At 68.6% G+C, this 12,847-nt stretch carries 21 protein-coding genes; 15 read left to right on the top strand and 6 right to left on the bottom strand.

Annotated elements, in window-relative coordinates; translation table 11 throughout:
- The first annotated feature begins 24 nt into the window (after nucleotides 1–24).
- The 15 genes from C8263_RS19225 to C8263_RS18800 all read left to right on the top strand — a co-directional run bounded on the left by C8263_RS19225 (nucleotide 25) and on the right by C8263_RS18800 (nucleotide 10,517).
- Nucleotides 25–3,453 (top strand): hypothetical protein, encoded by a 3,429-nt coding sequence (locus C8263_RS19225; RefSeq protein ID WP_107136856.1) that lies wholly within the window; start codon nucleotides 25–27, stop codon nucleotides 3,451–3,453.
- A complete protein-coding gene (locus tag C8263_RS04155) occupies nucleotides 3,450–3,746 on the top strand; it encodes a hypothetical protein (protein WP_146160585.1) in 297 nt (98 codons plus the stop codon). Before C8263_RS19225 ends, C8263_RS04155 begins: the two co-directional genes overlap by 4 nt.
- 254 nt (nucleotides 3,747–4,000) lie before the next feature.
- Complete coding sequence (locus C8263_RS04145) at nucleotides 4,001–4,252, top strand: hypothetical protein (RefSeq protein WP_146160584.1); 252 nt, start codon at nucleotides 4,001–4,003, stop codon at nucleotides 4,250–4,252.
- On the top strand, nucleotides 4,249–4,554 hold the full coding sequence (locus C8263_RS04140; RefSeq protein ID WP_107136852.1) for a hypothetical protein: 306 nt from the start codon (nucleotides 4,249–4,251) through the stop codon (nucleotides 4,552–4,554). The genes C8263_RS04145 and C8263_RS04140 overlap by 4 nt, the downstream gene beginning before the upstream one ends.
- The gene (locus C8263_RS18820; RefSeq protein WP_146160583.1) at nucleotides 4,541–4,849 is read left to right on the top strand and encodes a hypothetical protein; all 309 of its coding nucleotides are present in this window, start codon (nucleotides 4,541–4,543) and stop codon (nucleotides 4,847–4,849) included. The genes C8263_RS04140 and C8263_RS18820 overlap by 14 nt, the downstream gene beginning before the upstream one ends.
- A complete protein-coding gene (locus C8263_RS18815) occupies nucleotides 4,846–5,046 on the top strand; it encodes a hypothetical protein (RefSeq protein WP_146160582.1) in 201 nt (66 codons plus the stop codon). The genes C8263_RS18820 and C8263_RS18815 overlap by 4 nt, the downstream gene beginning before the upstream one ends.
- A complete protein-coding gene (locus tag C8263_RS04130) occupies nucleotides 5,043–5,252 on the top strand; it encodes a hypothetical protein (RefSeq protein WP_146160581.1) in 210 nt (69 codons plus the stop codon). Before C8263_RS18815 ends, C8263_RS04130 begins: the two co-directional genes overlap by 4 nt.
- Nucleotides 5,249–5,509 (top strand): hypothetical protein, encoded by a 261-nt coding sequence (locus C8263_RS18810; protein WP_146160580.1) that lies wholly within the window; start codon nucleotides 5,249–5,251, stop codon nucleotides 5,507–5,509. Before C8263_RS04130 ends, C8263_RS18810 begins: the two co-directional genes overlap by 4 nt.
- Nucleotides 5,506–6,009: a hypothetical protein gene (locus tag C8263_RS04125; protein WP_107136849.1), complete on the top strand. Its 504-nt coding sequence runs from the start codon at nucleotides 5,506–5,508 to the stop codon at nucleotides 6,007–6,009. Before C8263_RS18810 ends, C8263_RS04125 begins: the two co-directional genes overlap by 4 nt.
- Nucleotides 6,006–6,353 (top strand): helix-turn-helix domain-containing protein, encoded by a 348-nt coding sequence (locus tag C8263_RS04120; RefSeq protein WP_199188303.1) that lies wholly within the window; start codon nucleotides 6,006–6,008, stop codon nucleotides 6,351–6,353. Before C8263_RS04125 ends, C8263_RS04120 begins: the two co-directional genes overlap by 4 nt.
- A gap of 664 nt (nucleotides 6,354–7,017) precedes the next feature.
- Nucleotides 7,018–7,434 (top strand): GNAT family N-acetyltransferase, encoded by a 417-nt coding sequence (locus C8263_RS04115; RefSeq protein WP_158263739.1) that lies wholly within the window; start codon nucleotides 7,018–7,020, stop codon nucleotides 7,432–7,434.
- A 99-nt stretch (nucleotides 7,435–7,533) separates the two neighbouring features.
- Complete coding sequence (locus C8263_RS04110) at nucleotides 7,534–7,857, top strand: hypothetical protein (protein WP_107136847.1); 324 nt, start codon at nucleotides 7,534–7,536, stop codon at nucleotides 7,855–7,857.
- A gap of 116 nt (nucleotides 7,858–7,973) precedes the next feature.
- Nucleotides 7,974–8,432 carry a hypothetical protein gene (locus C8263_RS18805; RefSeq protein WP_146160579.1) on the top strand — a complete coding sequence of 153 codons (459 nt, stop codon included), beginning with the start codon at nucleotides 7,974–7,976 and terminating at the stop codon, nucleotides 8,430–8,432.
- Nucleotides 8,407–8,865, top strand: a complete 459-nt coding sequence (locus C8263_RS04105; protein WP_146160578.1) for a hypothetical protein — start codon at nucleotides 8,407–8,409, stop codon at nucleotides 8,863–8,865. The genes C8263_RS18805 and C8263_RS04105 overlap by 26 nt, the downstream gene beginning before the upstream one ends.
- Before the next feature lie 650 nt (nucleotides 8,866–9,515).
- The gene (locus tag C8263_RS18800; RefSeq protein ID WP_146160577.1) at nucleotides 9,516–10,517 is read left to right on the top strand and encodes an Ig-like domain-containing protein; all 1,002 of its coding nucleotides are present in this window, start codon (nucleotides 9,516–9,518) and stop codon (nucleotides 10,515–10,517) included.
- Nucleotides 10,518–10,838: 321 nt separating this feature from the next.
- On the opposite strand, the gene C8263_RS04100 is transcribed toward C8263_RS18800, so the two are convergent.
- The 6 genes from C8263_RS04100 to C8263_RS04080 form a co-directional block, all read right to left on the bottom strand.
- Nucleotides 10,839–11,240 (bottom strand): hypothetical protein, encoded by a 402-nt coding sequence (locus C8263_RS04100; protein WP_107136845.1) that lies wholly within the window; start codon nucleotides 11,238–11,240, stop codon nucleotides 10,839–10,841.
- Entirely contained in the window at nucleotides 11,237–11,554 is a 318-nt protein-coding gene (locus C8263_RS04095; RefSeq protein ID WP_107136844.1) for a hypothetical protein, read from the bottom strand. The genes C8263_RS04100 and C8263_RS04095 overlap by 4 nt, the downstream gene beginning before the upstream one ends.
- The gene (locus C8263_RS04090) at nucleotides 11,555–11,890 is read right to left on the bottom strand and encodes a hypothetical protein (protein WP_107136843.1); all 336 of its coding nucleotides are present in this window, start codon (nucleotides 11,888–11,890) and stop codon (nucleotides 11,555–11,557) included.
- Entirely contained in the window at nucleotides 11,887–12,090 is a 204-nt protein-coding gene (locus tag C8263_RS04085) for a hypothetical protein (protein WP_107136842.1), read from the bottom strand. Before C8263_RS04085 ends, C8263_RS04090 begins: the two co-directional genes overlap by 4 nt.
- Complete coding sequence (locus C8263_RS19220; protein WP_158263738.1) at nucleotides 12,087–12,248, bottom strand: hypothetical protein; 162 nt, start codon at nucleotides 12,246–12,248, stop codon at nucleotides 12,087–12,089. Before C8263_RS19220 ends, C8263_RS04085 begins: the two co-directional genes overlap by 4 nt.
- 157 nt (nucleotides 12,249–12,405) lie before the next feature.
- On the bottom strand, nucleotides 12,406–12,834 hold the full coding sequence (locus C8263_RS04080; RefSeq protein ID WP_107136841.1) for a hypothetical protein: 429 nt from the start codon (nucleotides 12,832–12,834) through the stop codon (nucleotides 12,406–12,408).
- Nucleotides 12,835–12,847: the final 13 nt, after the last annotated feature.

Below are 12,847 nucleotides of genomic sequence, written 5' to 3'. Positions count from 1 at the left end.
CCGCGCCCCTGCTGGGGGTGCCGAGTGAGCGCCCTCACGCGCGCCCTGGAGCGCCTGACCCCCGGCGAAGTCCTGCGCCGCTTCGCCGCCCACCTGGGCAAAGCGCCCCCCCACCTGCACAGCGAAGCGGGCGGCGAGACGTGCGACTTTCGCCCCGGCTGCGAGGAAGACAACCCGTCCCTGTCCTACCGCGCCGGGGACGCGGGGCCGGTCTTTAAACGCTTCGGGGCGGATGACTTCGAGGGCGGCGCGCTGGCCTTCGTGGCGTCTGCAGGCATCCCGAAGGGCGAAGCGGCCCGGCTGCTGATTGACTGGGCGGGCCTGCAGGATGAAGACCGGCCCCAGCCCCACACGCCCCGCCCCGCCCCCAGGGTGGGCAAGGCGGCGGCAGCGGTGGACAGGATACGCGGCAAGCTGGCGAAGCTGCGGGCGGTGGACGGCGGCAAGCTGGGCCACGCCCTGCGCGGCTGGGTGAAGCTGCAACCTGGCGAAGACAGCCCCGAAGCCCTGGAACTGAACCGGCGCGGCCTGGGCCCGGCCCTGGGGGCGGGGCTGCTGACGGCCTACCGCTGGACCGGCGAAGGGGAAGGCGGCAAGCGCCGCGCCCTACCGGGGCACGTGCGGCCCGGCGCGGTGGCCTTCGAGGTGACCGGCCCAGACGGCACGCCCTGGGCGGTGAAAGCCCGGAACCCCGGCAGCGCGGAAGACCTGACGGCCACAGGCGCGCAGCGGTACGTGTACGTCACGGCAGGCCAGAGCACGCCCGCCTTCGTGGCCCGCATCCCTGGCGAAGCGGAAGACGGGCCGCGCGTGCTGATCGTGGAAGGGGAACTGAACGCGGTGGCCTGCGCCCGGATGCTGGGGGCCGCTGCCCAGGGGGCCGGGCATCTGGCGGCCCGCCCAGACGCCCAGAGCTGGGAAGTGCAGGGCGTGGCGTCTGCCGTGGCCCTCCCCCATGTGGCCCACATCCCGGCGGGCGCGCGGGTCTACCTGTACGCGGACGCGGATAAAGCGGGCGAAGCGGCCCGCGTGAAGTGGGCGCATCTGCTGGCCGCGCAGGGGGCCCAGGTCTTCCAACTGGGGCAGACCCCCACCGGCTTTACCTTCCCCTTCGCCGTCTTCCGGGACGGGGGCGGGGTGGACACCGACACAGACGCCTGTGACGCCCTGGGCACGCCGCCCAAACACAGCGCCCCGGACCTACACGCGGCCTTCCTGGGCGGGAAGCTGCTGGACGTGGCCGCCCAGGCGGTGCCGTGGCACACCCCCCAGGCAGACGGCGAAGGCGAAGACGCGGGCAGGGGCGGGGACGTGTGGGAAACGAAGCGCCGGGGCTACGGCATCCGGGGTGGGAAGCTGTGCGCCCTGACGGTCAAGAAAGACGAAGACAGCGGGGAAGACCGGGAACAGGCTGAGGTGCTGGCCGACTTCGCCGCCTTCATCACAGCGGAAGTGATTGAGGAAGACGGCAGCGGGGACGCCCGGCGCGTCTTCCAGATCGAGGGCCACCGGCCAGACGGCGCGCCCCTGTACCCGCCCACGGTCACGGTCAGCACGGCGGAGTTTTCCGGCATGGCGTGGCCGGTGGCGAAGTGGGGCGGTGAAGCGCGCCTGCCTGCAGGCCAGGGCAAGAAAGACAAGGCGCGGGACGCCGTGCAAGTCCTGAGCAACGCACGCGGCTACCCCCAGCGCACGGTCTACCAGCACACGGGCTGGATTGAGCACCCGGAACACGGGCCGCTGTACCTGTCTGCGGGCGCGGTCATCGGGGCCGCTGGGGGCGTGGACGGCGTGGCGGTGGAACTGGGCGGCAGGCTGGCCGCCTACACCCTGCCGGACCCCACCCGGCGGGAAGACGGGCAGCCCCGCCCGCCCGAAGAGGTGCGCGCGGCGGTGCGGGCGTCCCTTGACCTGCTGGCCCTGGCCCCGGACGCGGTGGCGGTGCCCCTGCTGGGGGCTGTGTGGCGCGCGCCCCTGGGGCCTGCCGACTTCGTGGTGTGGACCGTGGGCGAAACGGGGCGGCATAAGACCGCCTTCATGGGTCTGGTCATGGCCCACTACGGGGCGCGCTGGGGGCGGAAGTTCCTGCCGTCCGGCAGGAACACGTCTGCAAATGCCCTCGAAAGCAACGCCTTCCGGGTGAAGGACGCCCTCTTTGTGATTGACGATTTCAAGCCCTCGGGCAGCGCCGGGGACCGGGCGAAGCTGGACGGCGCGGCCAGCCGGGTCATTCAAGGCGCGGCAGACGGGGCGGGGCGCGGCACGCTGACGGCAGACCGGCGCACGCGGGCGGCCCTGTACCCGCGCGGCCTGATCGCCACATCTGCCGAAGACCTGCCGCGCGGGCACAGCAACCGGGCGCGCCTGGTTGTGGTGGACGTGGCGCGGCCCCTGATTGACAGCCGGGCCAAATCTGCAGCCTACCTGTCCGGCGAAGAGAAGGCCGGGGCAGGCGTGTACGCCCTGGCCCTGGCCGCTTACGTGCAGGGCGTGGCGGGCCAAGCCGGGGGCGTGCGGGTGGACAGCGTGGCCCACCGGGCCCGGGTGCGCGCCCTGGCCCCGCAGTTCGAAGGCGCACACGGGCGCACCGGGGACGCGGCGGCAGAACTGGCCTACGGCTGGGAAGTCTTTCTGTCCTTCGCCGTGAAGGTGGGCGCCGCCGAAGAGGGCGAAGCCCTGGGGCTGTGGGACCGCGTGACAGCCGCCCTGCAGGACACGGCCCAGGGGCAGGCGCAGCACTTACAGGACGCGGACCCGGTGGCCCGCGCGCTGGCCGTGCTGGGCGGGCTGCTGGCCCAGGGGCGCGTGTCCCTCGAAGACCTGCGCCGGGGCGGCCAGCCGGACCCGGACGCGGCGCCCCTGTGCGGCTGGCAGCGGCGCACGTTGCCGGGGCAGACCGGCGAAGAGGAAACATGGAGCACGAAGCCGGGGGCCGTCATGGTGGGTTACCACCTGCACGAAGGGGGCCAGGACTGGGCGGCCTTTCTGCCGGACGCCCTGCATGAAGCCCTGCAGCGGGCCGTCCAGGGGCAGGCCGGGGCGGTGCTGCCGGACGCGGCGAAGCTGTGGGGCAACATGCGGGACCGGCTGCACCCGGCGGGCCTGATGCGGTGCGAGGCGGAAGCCGGGGGCCGGGTCCGGGCCACGGCGAAGCGAAAGACCCCGGACGGCCAGCGGCGGCACTTGGTCATGCTGCGCCTTCCCCTAGAGGGGGCCTATGAATCTGTGGGGACTCTGGGGACTTTGGGGACACACGGCGAAGAAAGCACGTCAGGCACGGCGTCTGTCTGTGTCCCCAACTTAAACTATTTCTCTGAGGACTTGGGGACTTTGGGGACTCTAGAGAAGGACGCCCCGTCTTTCCCTTCGCCGCCCTCCCTTCGCGCGCTGACCCTGGAAGACCTGGAAGGCTTGCCCGAAGGTGCAGACCTGCCGGGCGTGGTGACCCTGTGAGGGGGGCAGACGTGGGCGGGCTGCTGGCCCGGCTGACCGCCTGCGGGGCCACGGTGGGGGCCGGGGAAGGGGGCGCGCTGACCCTGAGCGGCAAGCGCCCGCCTGCGCCGCTGCTGGAAGAGCTGCGGGCCAGGAAAGGGGCCGTGCTGGCCTTCCTGGCCGCTGGGGGTGAGGTTGTTACAAATTGCGACAACCTGCCCCCGCCCGCTGGGCCCGTTGCCCCTTCGCCGGGTGAGGGTGTCGCTTTGCCCGACAACCGGCGCGCGGCCCGTGTGCTGGCCCTGCAGGCCTAGGCGGCGCAGCCCGGACACTGCGGCAGTTGCGCGCGGGCTGTGAGCGCCCCGGACTGGGGGGCGGGCATGGTGGCCTGCACCTGTGACCCGGTGGCATGGTGGCCCCTGCCGCCCCCCTTCGCCCTGCACCCGGCCACGCGCTGCGGGGCCTACCTGATGCCCGGCGAAGAGGTAGGGCGCGGGTGGCGGTCACACGCCAGTCTGAAGACCTGGGGCCCGCCTGCGCCCCGTCCCCAGCCTGACCGGGGGGCCGCGTGAGTGGGGGGGCGCTGTCCCCTTTGCAGTGGGCGGTGCTGAGCGCCTACGCGGTCCTGCTGCCCCCTGGGGCCCTGCGCGCGGCCCTCGAAGACGTGACCGGCCAGCACGCCCCCCAGCCCCACCGGCAGCGGGTGGGCCTGACCCTGGCCGAAGCGGCGGGGATGATGGAACGCGGCAGGCTCACAGAGTTTGGCACCTGTGCGGCCCGCGCTTACCTGCCCCGCCTGGGCCTGGGGGGCCTGCAGTGAGCGGCGAAGAGAAGGCCCTGAGCGGCCACGCCTACGCCCTGGCCTGGGCCCTGACCCGCTGCGAAGACGCGGCGCCCCTGAGCGTGCGGGCCGTCTGGGCGTCTTTCCTTCGCCGGTCTGAGCCTTGCCCGGCAGCGGTGCGCCGGGGGGCCCTCGAAGCCCACGAACGCGGCCAGATGCGCGCCGGGCGGCTGACCGGCAGCGGCGTGCGGGCGGCCCTCGAAGTCCTGGGGGGCGCACAGTCCCCCCCCGTTCTATACGTGCCCCCCGTGGGGCCGGTGGTGACACATGGCAAATCCTGACCCCAGAGCGGCCCGGACGGCGAAGCGCGCAAAGCGGCGCGGCCAGCCCGGCACCCTCGAAGACGCCCGCGCGCTGCTGTGGCGGGCCCTGACGCGGGCCGGTGAGCTGCTGGAAGAGGCAGACCCGGCGCACGCCCTGAAGGCCGTTCACGCCATTTCACAGGGCGCGGCGGCGTATGCCCGCATCGTGGAAGTGGGCGAATTGGAAGCCCGCATAACGGCCCTGGAAGCCGGGCAAGGCGAAGGCGAAGACCTGCCCACAGGTGGCCCGCGTCTGGGCCGGGGGGCCGCGTGAAGTCCGGGACGCGGGCCCGGCTGGCGAAGCTGGAAGCCCGGCAGGCCGCCTTGCGCGGCGTGGTGATCGTGTGGCCGGACGGCCTGCGGGACGCCTACGGCAACCCGGCCCAGATGACCGGCGCGGCCTACGTGGTGCGCCTGCCTGCGCGGGCCCTGACCCCCGGCGAAGTGCAAGCGGCCAGGGGGCGGGCGTGACTGGGGGCAAGCGGGGCCGCGTGGCCCGCCTGGAAGCGCGCCGGGGGCAGGCGGTGGCCCTGTGGGACGCGCTGCCGGAAGACCTGCGCGCCCAGGTCACGCCGGACGCCCTGAACCGGGCCGCACTCGAAGCACCGGACAGCCTGCGGGGGGACGTGCGGGCCCTGAGCCTGTGGGCCTTTCTGTGCAGTGAGGGGGACGGGTGACGGCGAAGAGAAAGCGCCTCGAAGCTCTGGAAGTGGCCCACGCGGGGCGGATGCGGCAAGTCTGGGCGGCCCGCCGGGCGTATCTGGACGGGCTGAGTGACCGGGAACTAGACGAACTTCACGCGGCGCTGCTACTGGCTCAGGGGCACCCGGACCCCGAAGGGGAAGCAGCCAGGACACGGGCACGGGTGCAGGCCATGAGCACCGAAGAGCTGCGGGCCCTCATTGACCGCTGCGAAGGAAGGGGGACACCATGACGGCGAAGAGAAAAGCGGGGGGCAAGCTGGCCCGCCTGGACGTGCTGGAACGGGCCCACGCGGCCAGAGTGGAAGAGGTGCGGGCGCAGAACTGGGCGCACCTCGAAGCGGCCCTGTCCCGCCTGAGCGCGGCAGACCGGGCGGCCTGGAAAGACGCGGGGCAGGTGACAGAACACGGCGCAGCCCCCGGCCTGCTGGCCCGCCTGAGCGTGGCCTGTGCCCACCTGCCCGAAGGGCTGCCCCAGGTGGCCCACCCGGCCAGAGAAGAGGCCCAGGCCTGGGCAGACGGCCCAGACCTGCCGGACGGTGTGCCCATGACGCCCCCACCGGCAGGCCGGGCGTCTTCCTTCGCCGCCTACTTCGAGGCGTGCGCCGCGTGGTGTGACGGTGAAGCGGTGCGCGTGCCCCTGAGTGCAGACGTTCACCGGCTGGCCCGCTGGGGCGCGGCCCTGTGGCGCTTTGAAGCGGCCCTGTGCCGCGTGCTGGGGGGCGGGGCATGACGCGGCAGCCGGTGGGCGTGCGCGGCCACTACAGCAACGGGCACCCCATGACGCACCTGGGCTACGGCACGCCCGGCCCGGCGCCCTACGTGGCCCGCGTGACGGTGCGGGAAGCCTGCGAAGCGCGGGGCCTGAGCGTGTATCAGGTCGCCATGTCCGGCTATGCCCAGGGCACGCTCGACCCCGGCACGGTCTACCGGCTGGCCCGTGGGGACACGTCACGCATTGACCTGGGCACCCTGGCAACCGTGGCGGGCATCCTGCATACCCTGACCGGGCAGCCGGTGGGCGTGGGGGAGCTGCTGGCCCTCGAAGTGGGCGAAGAGAATATGCGAACACCTTAGCTTTTCTGAGGGGGAACAAGCGCCCACCATGCGGAGAAAATGCCGCACAGGTGGGCGTCTTTCGTGGCCTAAGCTTGGGCGTGTCTCTTCAGAATGTCAGGTTTTGTCAGGTGGAAATAGCGCCCACCTGTGGGCTCTTCCTTCGCCGGTCTGGGCTTTTAATGGCGCTGGCCCTGCAGGGGCGGGGTTGCTGTCCGGGCCGGGCTTTTTAGGCTTCCAAGTCCTTTCAAGTGGCGGGGCTGTGCGGCGCAAAATGTCGTCTTTTGTTGGCGTGGACAAACGCCCACCATCGGGGGCGCTGCGCGAATGTTCACCCGAGGGGGGGGATTCAGACACCTGTCATGCCGTTGCCTTAAACTGTCAACATGGCTCGGCTACTTACGGGAACGTCCGGCCAGAAAGGGGTGTGAGCCATGCGATTAGTCTTTGAAACCGCTGTTCTAGAGCGCTTGCTTGACCCAAGCAAGCGGAGCCCGGAAGACGAAGCGGCACGGAAAGCCACCCTGCAGGCAGCAAGAGAGCTTGGAAAGACGCTGGTTATTAAACCGGCCCCTACACCTTCGCCCAGAACCTGACCGAGTGCCTTTTGCCTGACGAAGCGTTTAACTTAACTGTTATGCCCCATACCTACCGTTGTGGGGCGTTTGACTGTGGCGAGCCTTCCATGAACGACGCGCTACGTGGCGAATTGCTGAGCGCCATACGAGAGGGGCGCTCTCGCGCGTATTACGTGGAAGAGAACGGAACGTGTTTAGGGTTTATCGCTCTACGTGCGGAGTCTTTCGAGTTATCAGATTCGATAGACCGCGAGAGATACGCCCTAAGCGCTCGCAATGTCCCTGGAGTGCTGCTGGAGCTGATTGCCGTGGACGAGCGGGCGCAGGGGCGGGGCCTCGGGCGATGGCTTGTCCTGGCGGCAGTGGAACTTGCCCGGCGCGGCGCGGAGCTGATGGGCGTGCGGTTCTTGGTGCTGGATAGTTTGCCGCCCAGGGTGCCTTTTTATGAGCGGCTGGGCTTCGAGCGTACGAAATATCAGCCGGACGGAAAGACTGTCTTCATGGCCCTGGACCTGTTGGAGTAAGACCCACCCTGCGCCCCACCGGCCCGGCGAAGGGAAAGCCGTAAGTGTGCTGTTGCTGCTGGCCAGTGCATCTTTCATGGGGTCTGCCACACTGGGGGCATGAGCCGGGGACCGGGACGGCTGCAGCGCCGCATTCTGGCCGCGCTGGCCGGTGGGCTGCTGGACGCGCCCACGCTGACCCTTCACGCCGGGGCCAGCGTGGGCAGCACGCGCCGGGCGCTGCGAAGCCTGCAGGCGCACGGGCAGGTGGCCTGCCTGGGCTACGGCGCACGGGGCAAGCGGTGGGGGTTGCCGGAAGACGTGGCCGCCGCCCGGCAGACCTGGGCGCAGGTCTGGAACGAAGACCGGCAGGGTGTCACGGCGCAGGTGATGGGGCGGCGCTTTGCCTCTTCTTTTCGCCGGTTGCTGCTGGAAGCCCTGTAGAGGTTCCACGTTCCTCAAATCGGCGCACGCGACACCCTCTCTTGTCCTAAGATGCCCTAAATTGTCCGGGAACGTCCGGTAAGAATGCTGGAAGGGGGAACAGGCAAGATATGGTTATGGCGACGGTCACATTAGGCGAGATAGGACAACTTCCGCAGGCGCGCAAGCCTGTAGAGGGCGTCAACTACCGCGCCCTGTCCGCGAAAGCCACGCTCCTTAGGGCTACGCTTCGGCGAACTTGGGTAGAAATGCCTGCTGTTCAGAAGGCAGAAATCTACAACTGGGCACTTGGAGCCGCCACATTTCGCCCTTCCCGGTGGCAGATGTTCAAAGCAACCCCTCACGCCATGAAGATGATGCTTCAGCTCCAACAAACGGGACAGCTTGGGGATTTTGTGGATTACACCCGCACACTTTCCCTGCTGATGGATGATGTCCTTTCTCTGTCTGAGGACGAGCACGAGGCATTCTGCGCAGACATGCGACAGGCTGTATCTGCTGCAGTGGAGGCTGAGCCTACGCCTCCCATCCAAACTCGCGCTGAAATTGATGACTGGCTTAAGTCCCTCGTATAGCTTAATTCGAGGGCCGCAGTTCGAGCGTACGCTCAAGGCATACCTCAAAGGGCTTGCCAAGCGGGATAAAGAGGCAGCCCTCGAGTTGTTTGGGGCTGTCTTGCAGGAGTTAACCGTTAGCCCCCGCCAGATGCGGGGGCAAGCCATGGCCGGTCTGGAGAAGATGGAGCCTGAGCCTTGGCCCGGCGGAACGTTGGCCGGGGCGCGACGAATGGTATACAGCTTGGAGGGCTGGGAGTTTTGGAAGGCATACCTGAACTTCCCCTATGCGCGTGGTGCAGCTCAGAAGGGCCGCATCATGTATGCCATCGAGGAGGCCGCGTGTCAGATACATCTCCTGATGATGTACACCCACGCCGAATACTCGGGCAGGCCGGACGACACTTTCCTAGAGGGTGTAATGAGAGAAAGCGACGTTCCCCCAAGAACGTAGGCTCGCTTTTGCTGCTGGAAGCCCTATAGGGCCTGCGCGCGGGGTGAAGGGAAGCGCCCCCCTGGCCTGCGCGCGTGCCCCCGCAGAAAGCGCCACAGGGGCAGGGAAGCCGTGCCCGTGGGGATGCAGGTGGCCTGCTGGGGGGCAATTCATGGGCGCGTGGGGGCCGTGCGTTTCGTGCAGTTCGCCCAAGCGTGGGGGCCGGACAGTTCAGACATTCCAGACCGGCGAAGAGAAGCGATGCAGGGCCGGGGCAGACGGTCGCGTTTGAAACGCGGGCCCCCTCACGTGGGGAAGCTGGGGGGTGAAAAGAGAAGCCCCGTCCTGCAGGGGAAGGGTGGGGGGCCGGGTCAAAGGGGACGGGGGCCCCCCAGCACGCGCCCCAGGCTTCCGGCGAAGGAAAGACCTAGGGCGCTTTTTCGGGTGGCAACTGCTGGAAAGGGTGGGCCCCTCAGTTCAGGGGCGAAGGGGAGGGCAGCAGCATCCCGCAGCAGGCCGCGCGCGAGCACATGACCGCGCTGCGCGCTGGCCGGGTATCGGAGTGGGTCCAGAACCTGGGCCTGAACGTCGATATCAAACGCGCTGCGGCGCTGGGGGGGTGAGGGGTGGTTTGTCACGCTGACGCAAAAACGAGTGTGTATGTTATGAGTGTGCCCCGTTTGTTTCTTCCTGCCCTCGCATTAACTGCTGCCCTTATCACCGCCTGTGATCCGCCACAGACCCCTGAGCCCGCTGACACGGTGGCGCCTTCTCTGATGATCGCATCGAACGCCAACACGCTGGCTGGCGGCGGAACTGTCAAACTGACAGCCACGGCTTCAGACAACGTCGCGGTGACCAGCGTGTCCTTCTATAAAGGCAACACGCTGATGAGCAAGGACGTAACAGCGCCCTATGAAGTGGAAGAAACGTTTGCTGAGCCCACGTCAGACATGGCGGTGCAATATCGAGTTGTGGCGGCAGATGCTGCTGGAAACATCACCGAAAAAGCTGTGACGGTCACGGTCACGCCTGCGGCACCTGCTGCGCTGCCTGTGCTGACAGTGCGGTTGTCCCGAGGCTTGGGGAGATACCAAGATGCGTCGGCGAAGGGACGCACGGTCACTGCTTACGGTATTGACTTTTCTGGCGATTGGAATCAAAAAACCGTCTTGACAACTGGCGTCGTGAAAGATGACTATACCATTGCTCTTGCACCAATCGCGCCAGAGAAGATTGCTCCAATTCTGAAGCCTTTTCCAACTACTTTGCCTGAAAATTGCACCGGTACAATTGAGCTGAGCACGCCTGAAATGAAGATCTTCTTGATGAAGCATTTGGCGATGGATATAAGTGGTCTTGGCAATGCGCAAAGTGGTGAATTTCCATTGACTGTTTTCAATCCAGATGGAAGTAATCCTCACTCACATACCGCATATCCTGACTCTGGGCCCAATAGCTTCATTTATGCTGATAGGTCGGGCACAATAAAGTCTAAGGCTTTTTGTAAAGATAATTATGGTGGAATGACACGGGATTACGATCTCAGTTTGAAGGGTGGGTGGAATTTTATACAATCTCACTATACCTTTACGGAAGGAAAGGGTAGCGAAATGACATATAGAATTCTGCCAGCAACCAATGTCATCCTTGCTATGGGTAGTCCTTTTTAATCGAATCTCTTGTCCAGCTTTTGGCGGCCAGTGGCCGCCATTTTCATTGGGGAAGGCAGGTGAGATATGACAGACGTTGAAGGGCAGGTTGATACCGCGTGGATAGATGTACGCGTGCGTACTGATCAGAGCGAACGCAGCCTGTGTGACCTGGAACGAGGGATACAGGACGGGGCAGATCGGGCTGGGCGGCAGGGCGGGAACGCCCTCACCCGGTCTTTCGGTGGGATCCTGGCTACCCTGCCCGCACTGGCGGCCACTACGGCGGCTGGTGTGGGTGCAGCCTGAGGCTGGGGCGGTGGGGGCGTCTGCGGGCACGCTTCACGCGGCCCCCTGGCCTTTCTCTTCGCCGCGTGTCCGCACGGCCTGGGCGTGCGCTTCCAGGGCTTCGAGGACTTCCCGGCACAGGCGGACGGTGTGCAGGGACAGGACCGACACGCGCCCGTCTGCGGCCTGGAAGGTGGCGGCGCTGCCGTGGGGCAGGAAGACGCGCCGCGCGCTGTCCGGCAGGGGGTGGGGGGCCTTCACCGTGACCCGCACGCCGTTAGGCACACGGTACAGGCGGGGCACGCCGCCGTGATCGTCTGCACACACGTACAGGGCCGGGCTGCCGTCCCCCTCGAAGATCAGGGCGCAGGCGCGCAGGGTCACGGCGAAGGGAAAGACAGGGCGGGGCGGGCGCGGCGCTGCCGGGCGCACCGGCTGGGGCCTGCGCCGCTTCACGCCGTTTCCTCTTCGCCGGTCAGGCCCAGGGCGCGGGCCACCTGGGGCCACAGGCGGGCGGGGCACACGAAGCCCTGCCGGTCCTGACCCTGGGGCGTGTAGGCTTCGCCCCCCTGGGCCACGTACAGCACGGCCCGCGCGCCGTCCGGCAGGGTCAGCGCGGCCACGTCCAGACCGGGCAAGAGGGTATGCACGCGCCCGGCGGTGTCGGTGAAGTGCGGCCACGGGCACGCCGGGCTGCCCGTCCGGTAGGCGGCCAGGACCGGCAGGGCGGCCAGCGTGGAGGCCACGCGCAGCGGGGCGCGGGCTTCCACCTAGGCGGGGGCCCGGTGCTGCTGGGCAAGGCGGCGCAGGTGGGCGCGGGTGTGGGCCCGCTGGGCGCGCTCATTCATCCAGGCCCCGGTGAGCATGTCGCAGGCTTCGTGCAGGTCAGCCAGGGACAGGCCCGCGCCCTGCCAGTACGCGGCCCAGGCGCCCACGGTGGGCCCGGCCAGATCGCGCAGATGATCTTGGGCCGCGTCTTTCAGGATGAGCCGGGCGGCCCAGGCGGGGGACAGCACGCTGTCCAGGGCAGGCACCGGCAGCGCGGCGCGGGGCTTGCTGGACAGTTCACAGGGGGCCCACAGGGGCGCAGGGGCGGCGCGGGTCATGCCCGGCCCCCGGCCAGCGCGGCGCGGTGCGCGCCTTCCAGGGCTTCGAGCTGGGCCAGTTCACGGGCCAGCACAGCCCGGCGCAGCGCAATATTCCGCAGGGCTTCGAGGCGTTCAAACGAAGTGAGGTCAGCGGCGCGGCAGTTAGCGGCCAGCCGGGCCGGGGTGCGCGGGTCTTCGAGGGGGGCGGGGTGGGTCACAGGGTCACGTCCTTTAGGGTCAACCGGCGAAGGGCGAAGGCCAGGGCCAGGAAGCCCGCGAACACGGTGCAGGCGGCCAGGGTGGGGGTGTGGGGGGCGGGGGCCACGTGCAGGGCGCTCAGGGCGCCCAGGTACAGGGCCAGGAAGAGGCGGGCCATAGGGCGCACGTCCTTTGTAGGGGGCAGTGGTGTGGGGGGCCCGAAGCGGGGCGGGAGGGCGCGCGGGGCGTCTTCTCTTCGCCGGGGGCAGGGGATACGCGGTCAGGGCTTCGGGCGGCGCTGGGGGTGGGGGGCCGGGTGTGGCCCCCCGGATGGGTCAGGCGGCGCGGGCGGCGCTGGGGAAGGTGGCGCGCAGGAAGCCCCAGACCTGCCGGGCTTCGTCTTCGGTCAGTCCGGCCAGGGAGTACACCGGGCGGTCCAGCGCGGCCCCGGCGAAGCCGTAATGCTCACCACTGGGGACGCCTGCGTGGGCCATGAGGCGGTGCAGTTTGGCCGCGCGGGGCTTGCCGATAGGTGCGGGGGCCAGGACTTCGGCGGTCAGGGTGACGGTGTGGGCGGCCTGCAGGATGCCCACGGCGCGGGCCACTTCGCACGCTTCGCCGTTCACGGTGGCTTCAATCCCGGCGGGCGTGCGGGTCAGGGTCACGGTGTAGACCGTGCGGGCCACAGTCACGCCGCATTCACGGTCAGTCACGGTGGCCGCCCACGTGCGGGAAGTGGCGCGGGGGGCGGTGCTATCGTTCATGGTGCTTCCTTTG

This window comes from Deinococcus arcticus (assembly GCF_003028415.1).
GTDB classification, from domain to species: domain Bacteria; phylum Deinococcota; class Deinococci; order Deinococcales; family Deinococcaceae; genus Deinococcus; species Deinococcus arcticus.
The sequence above is the reverse complement of the archived record's forward strand: the minus strand, read 5'-3'. Positions and strand labels throughout refer to the sequence as shown.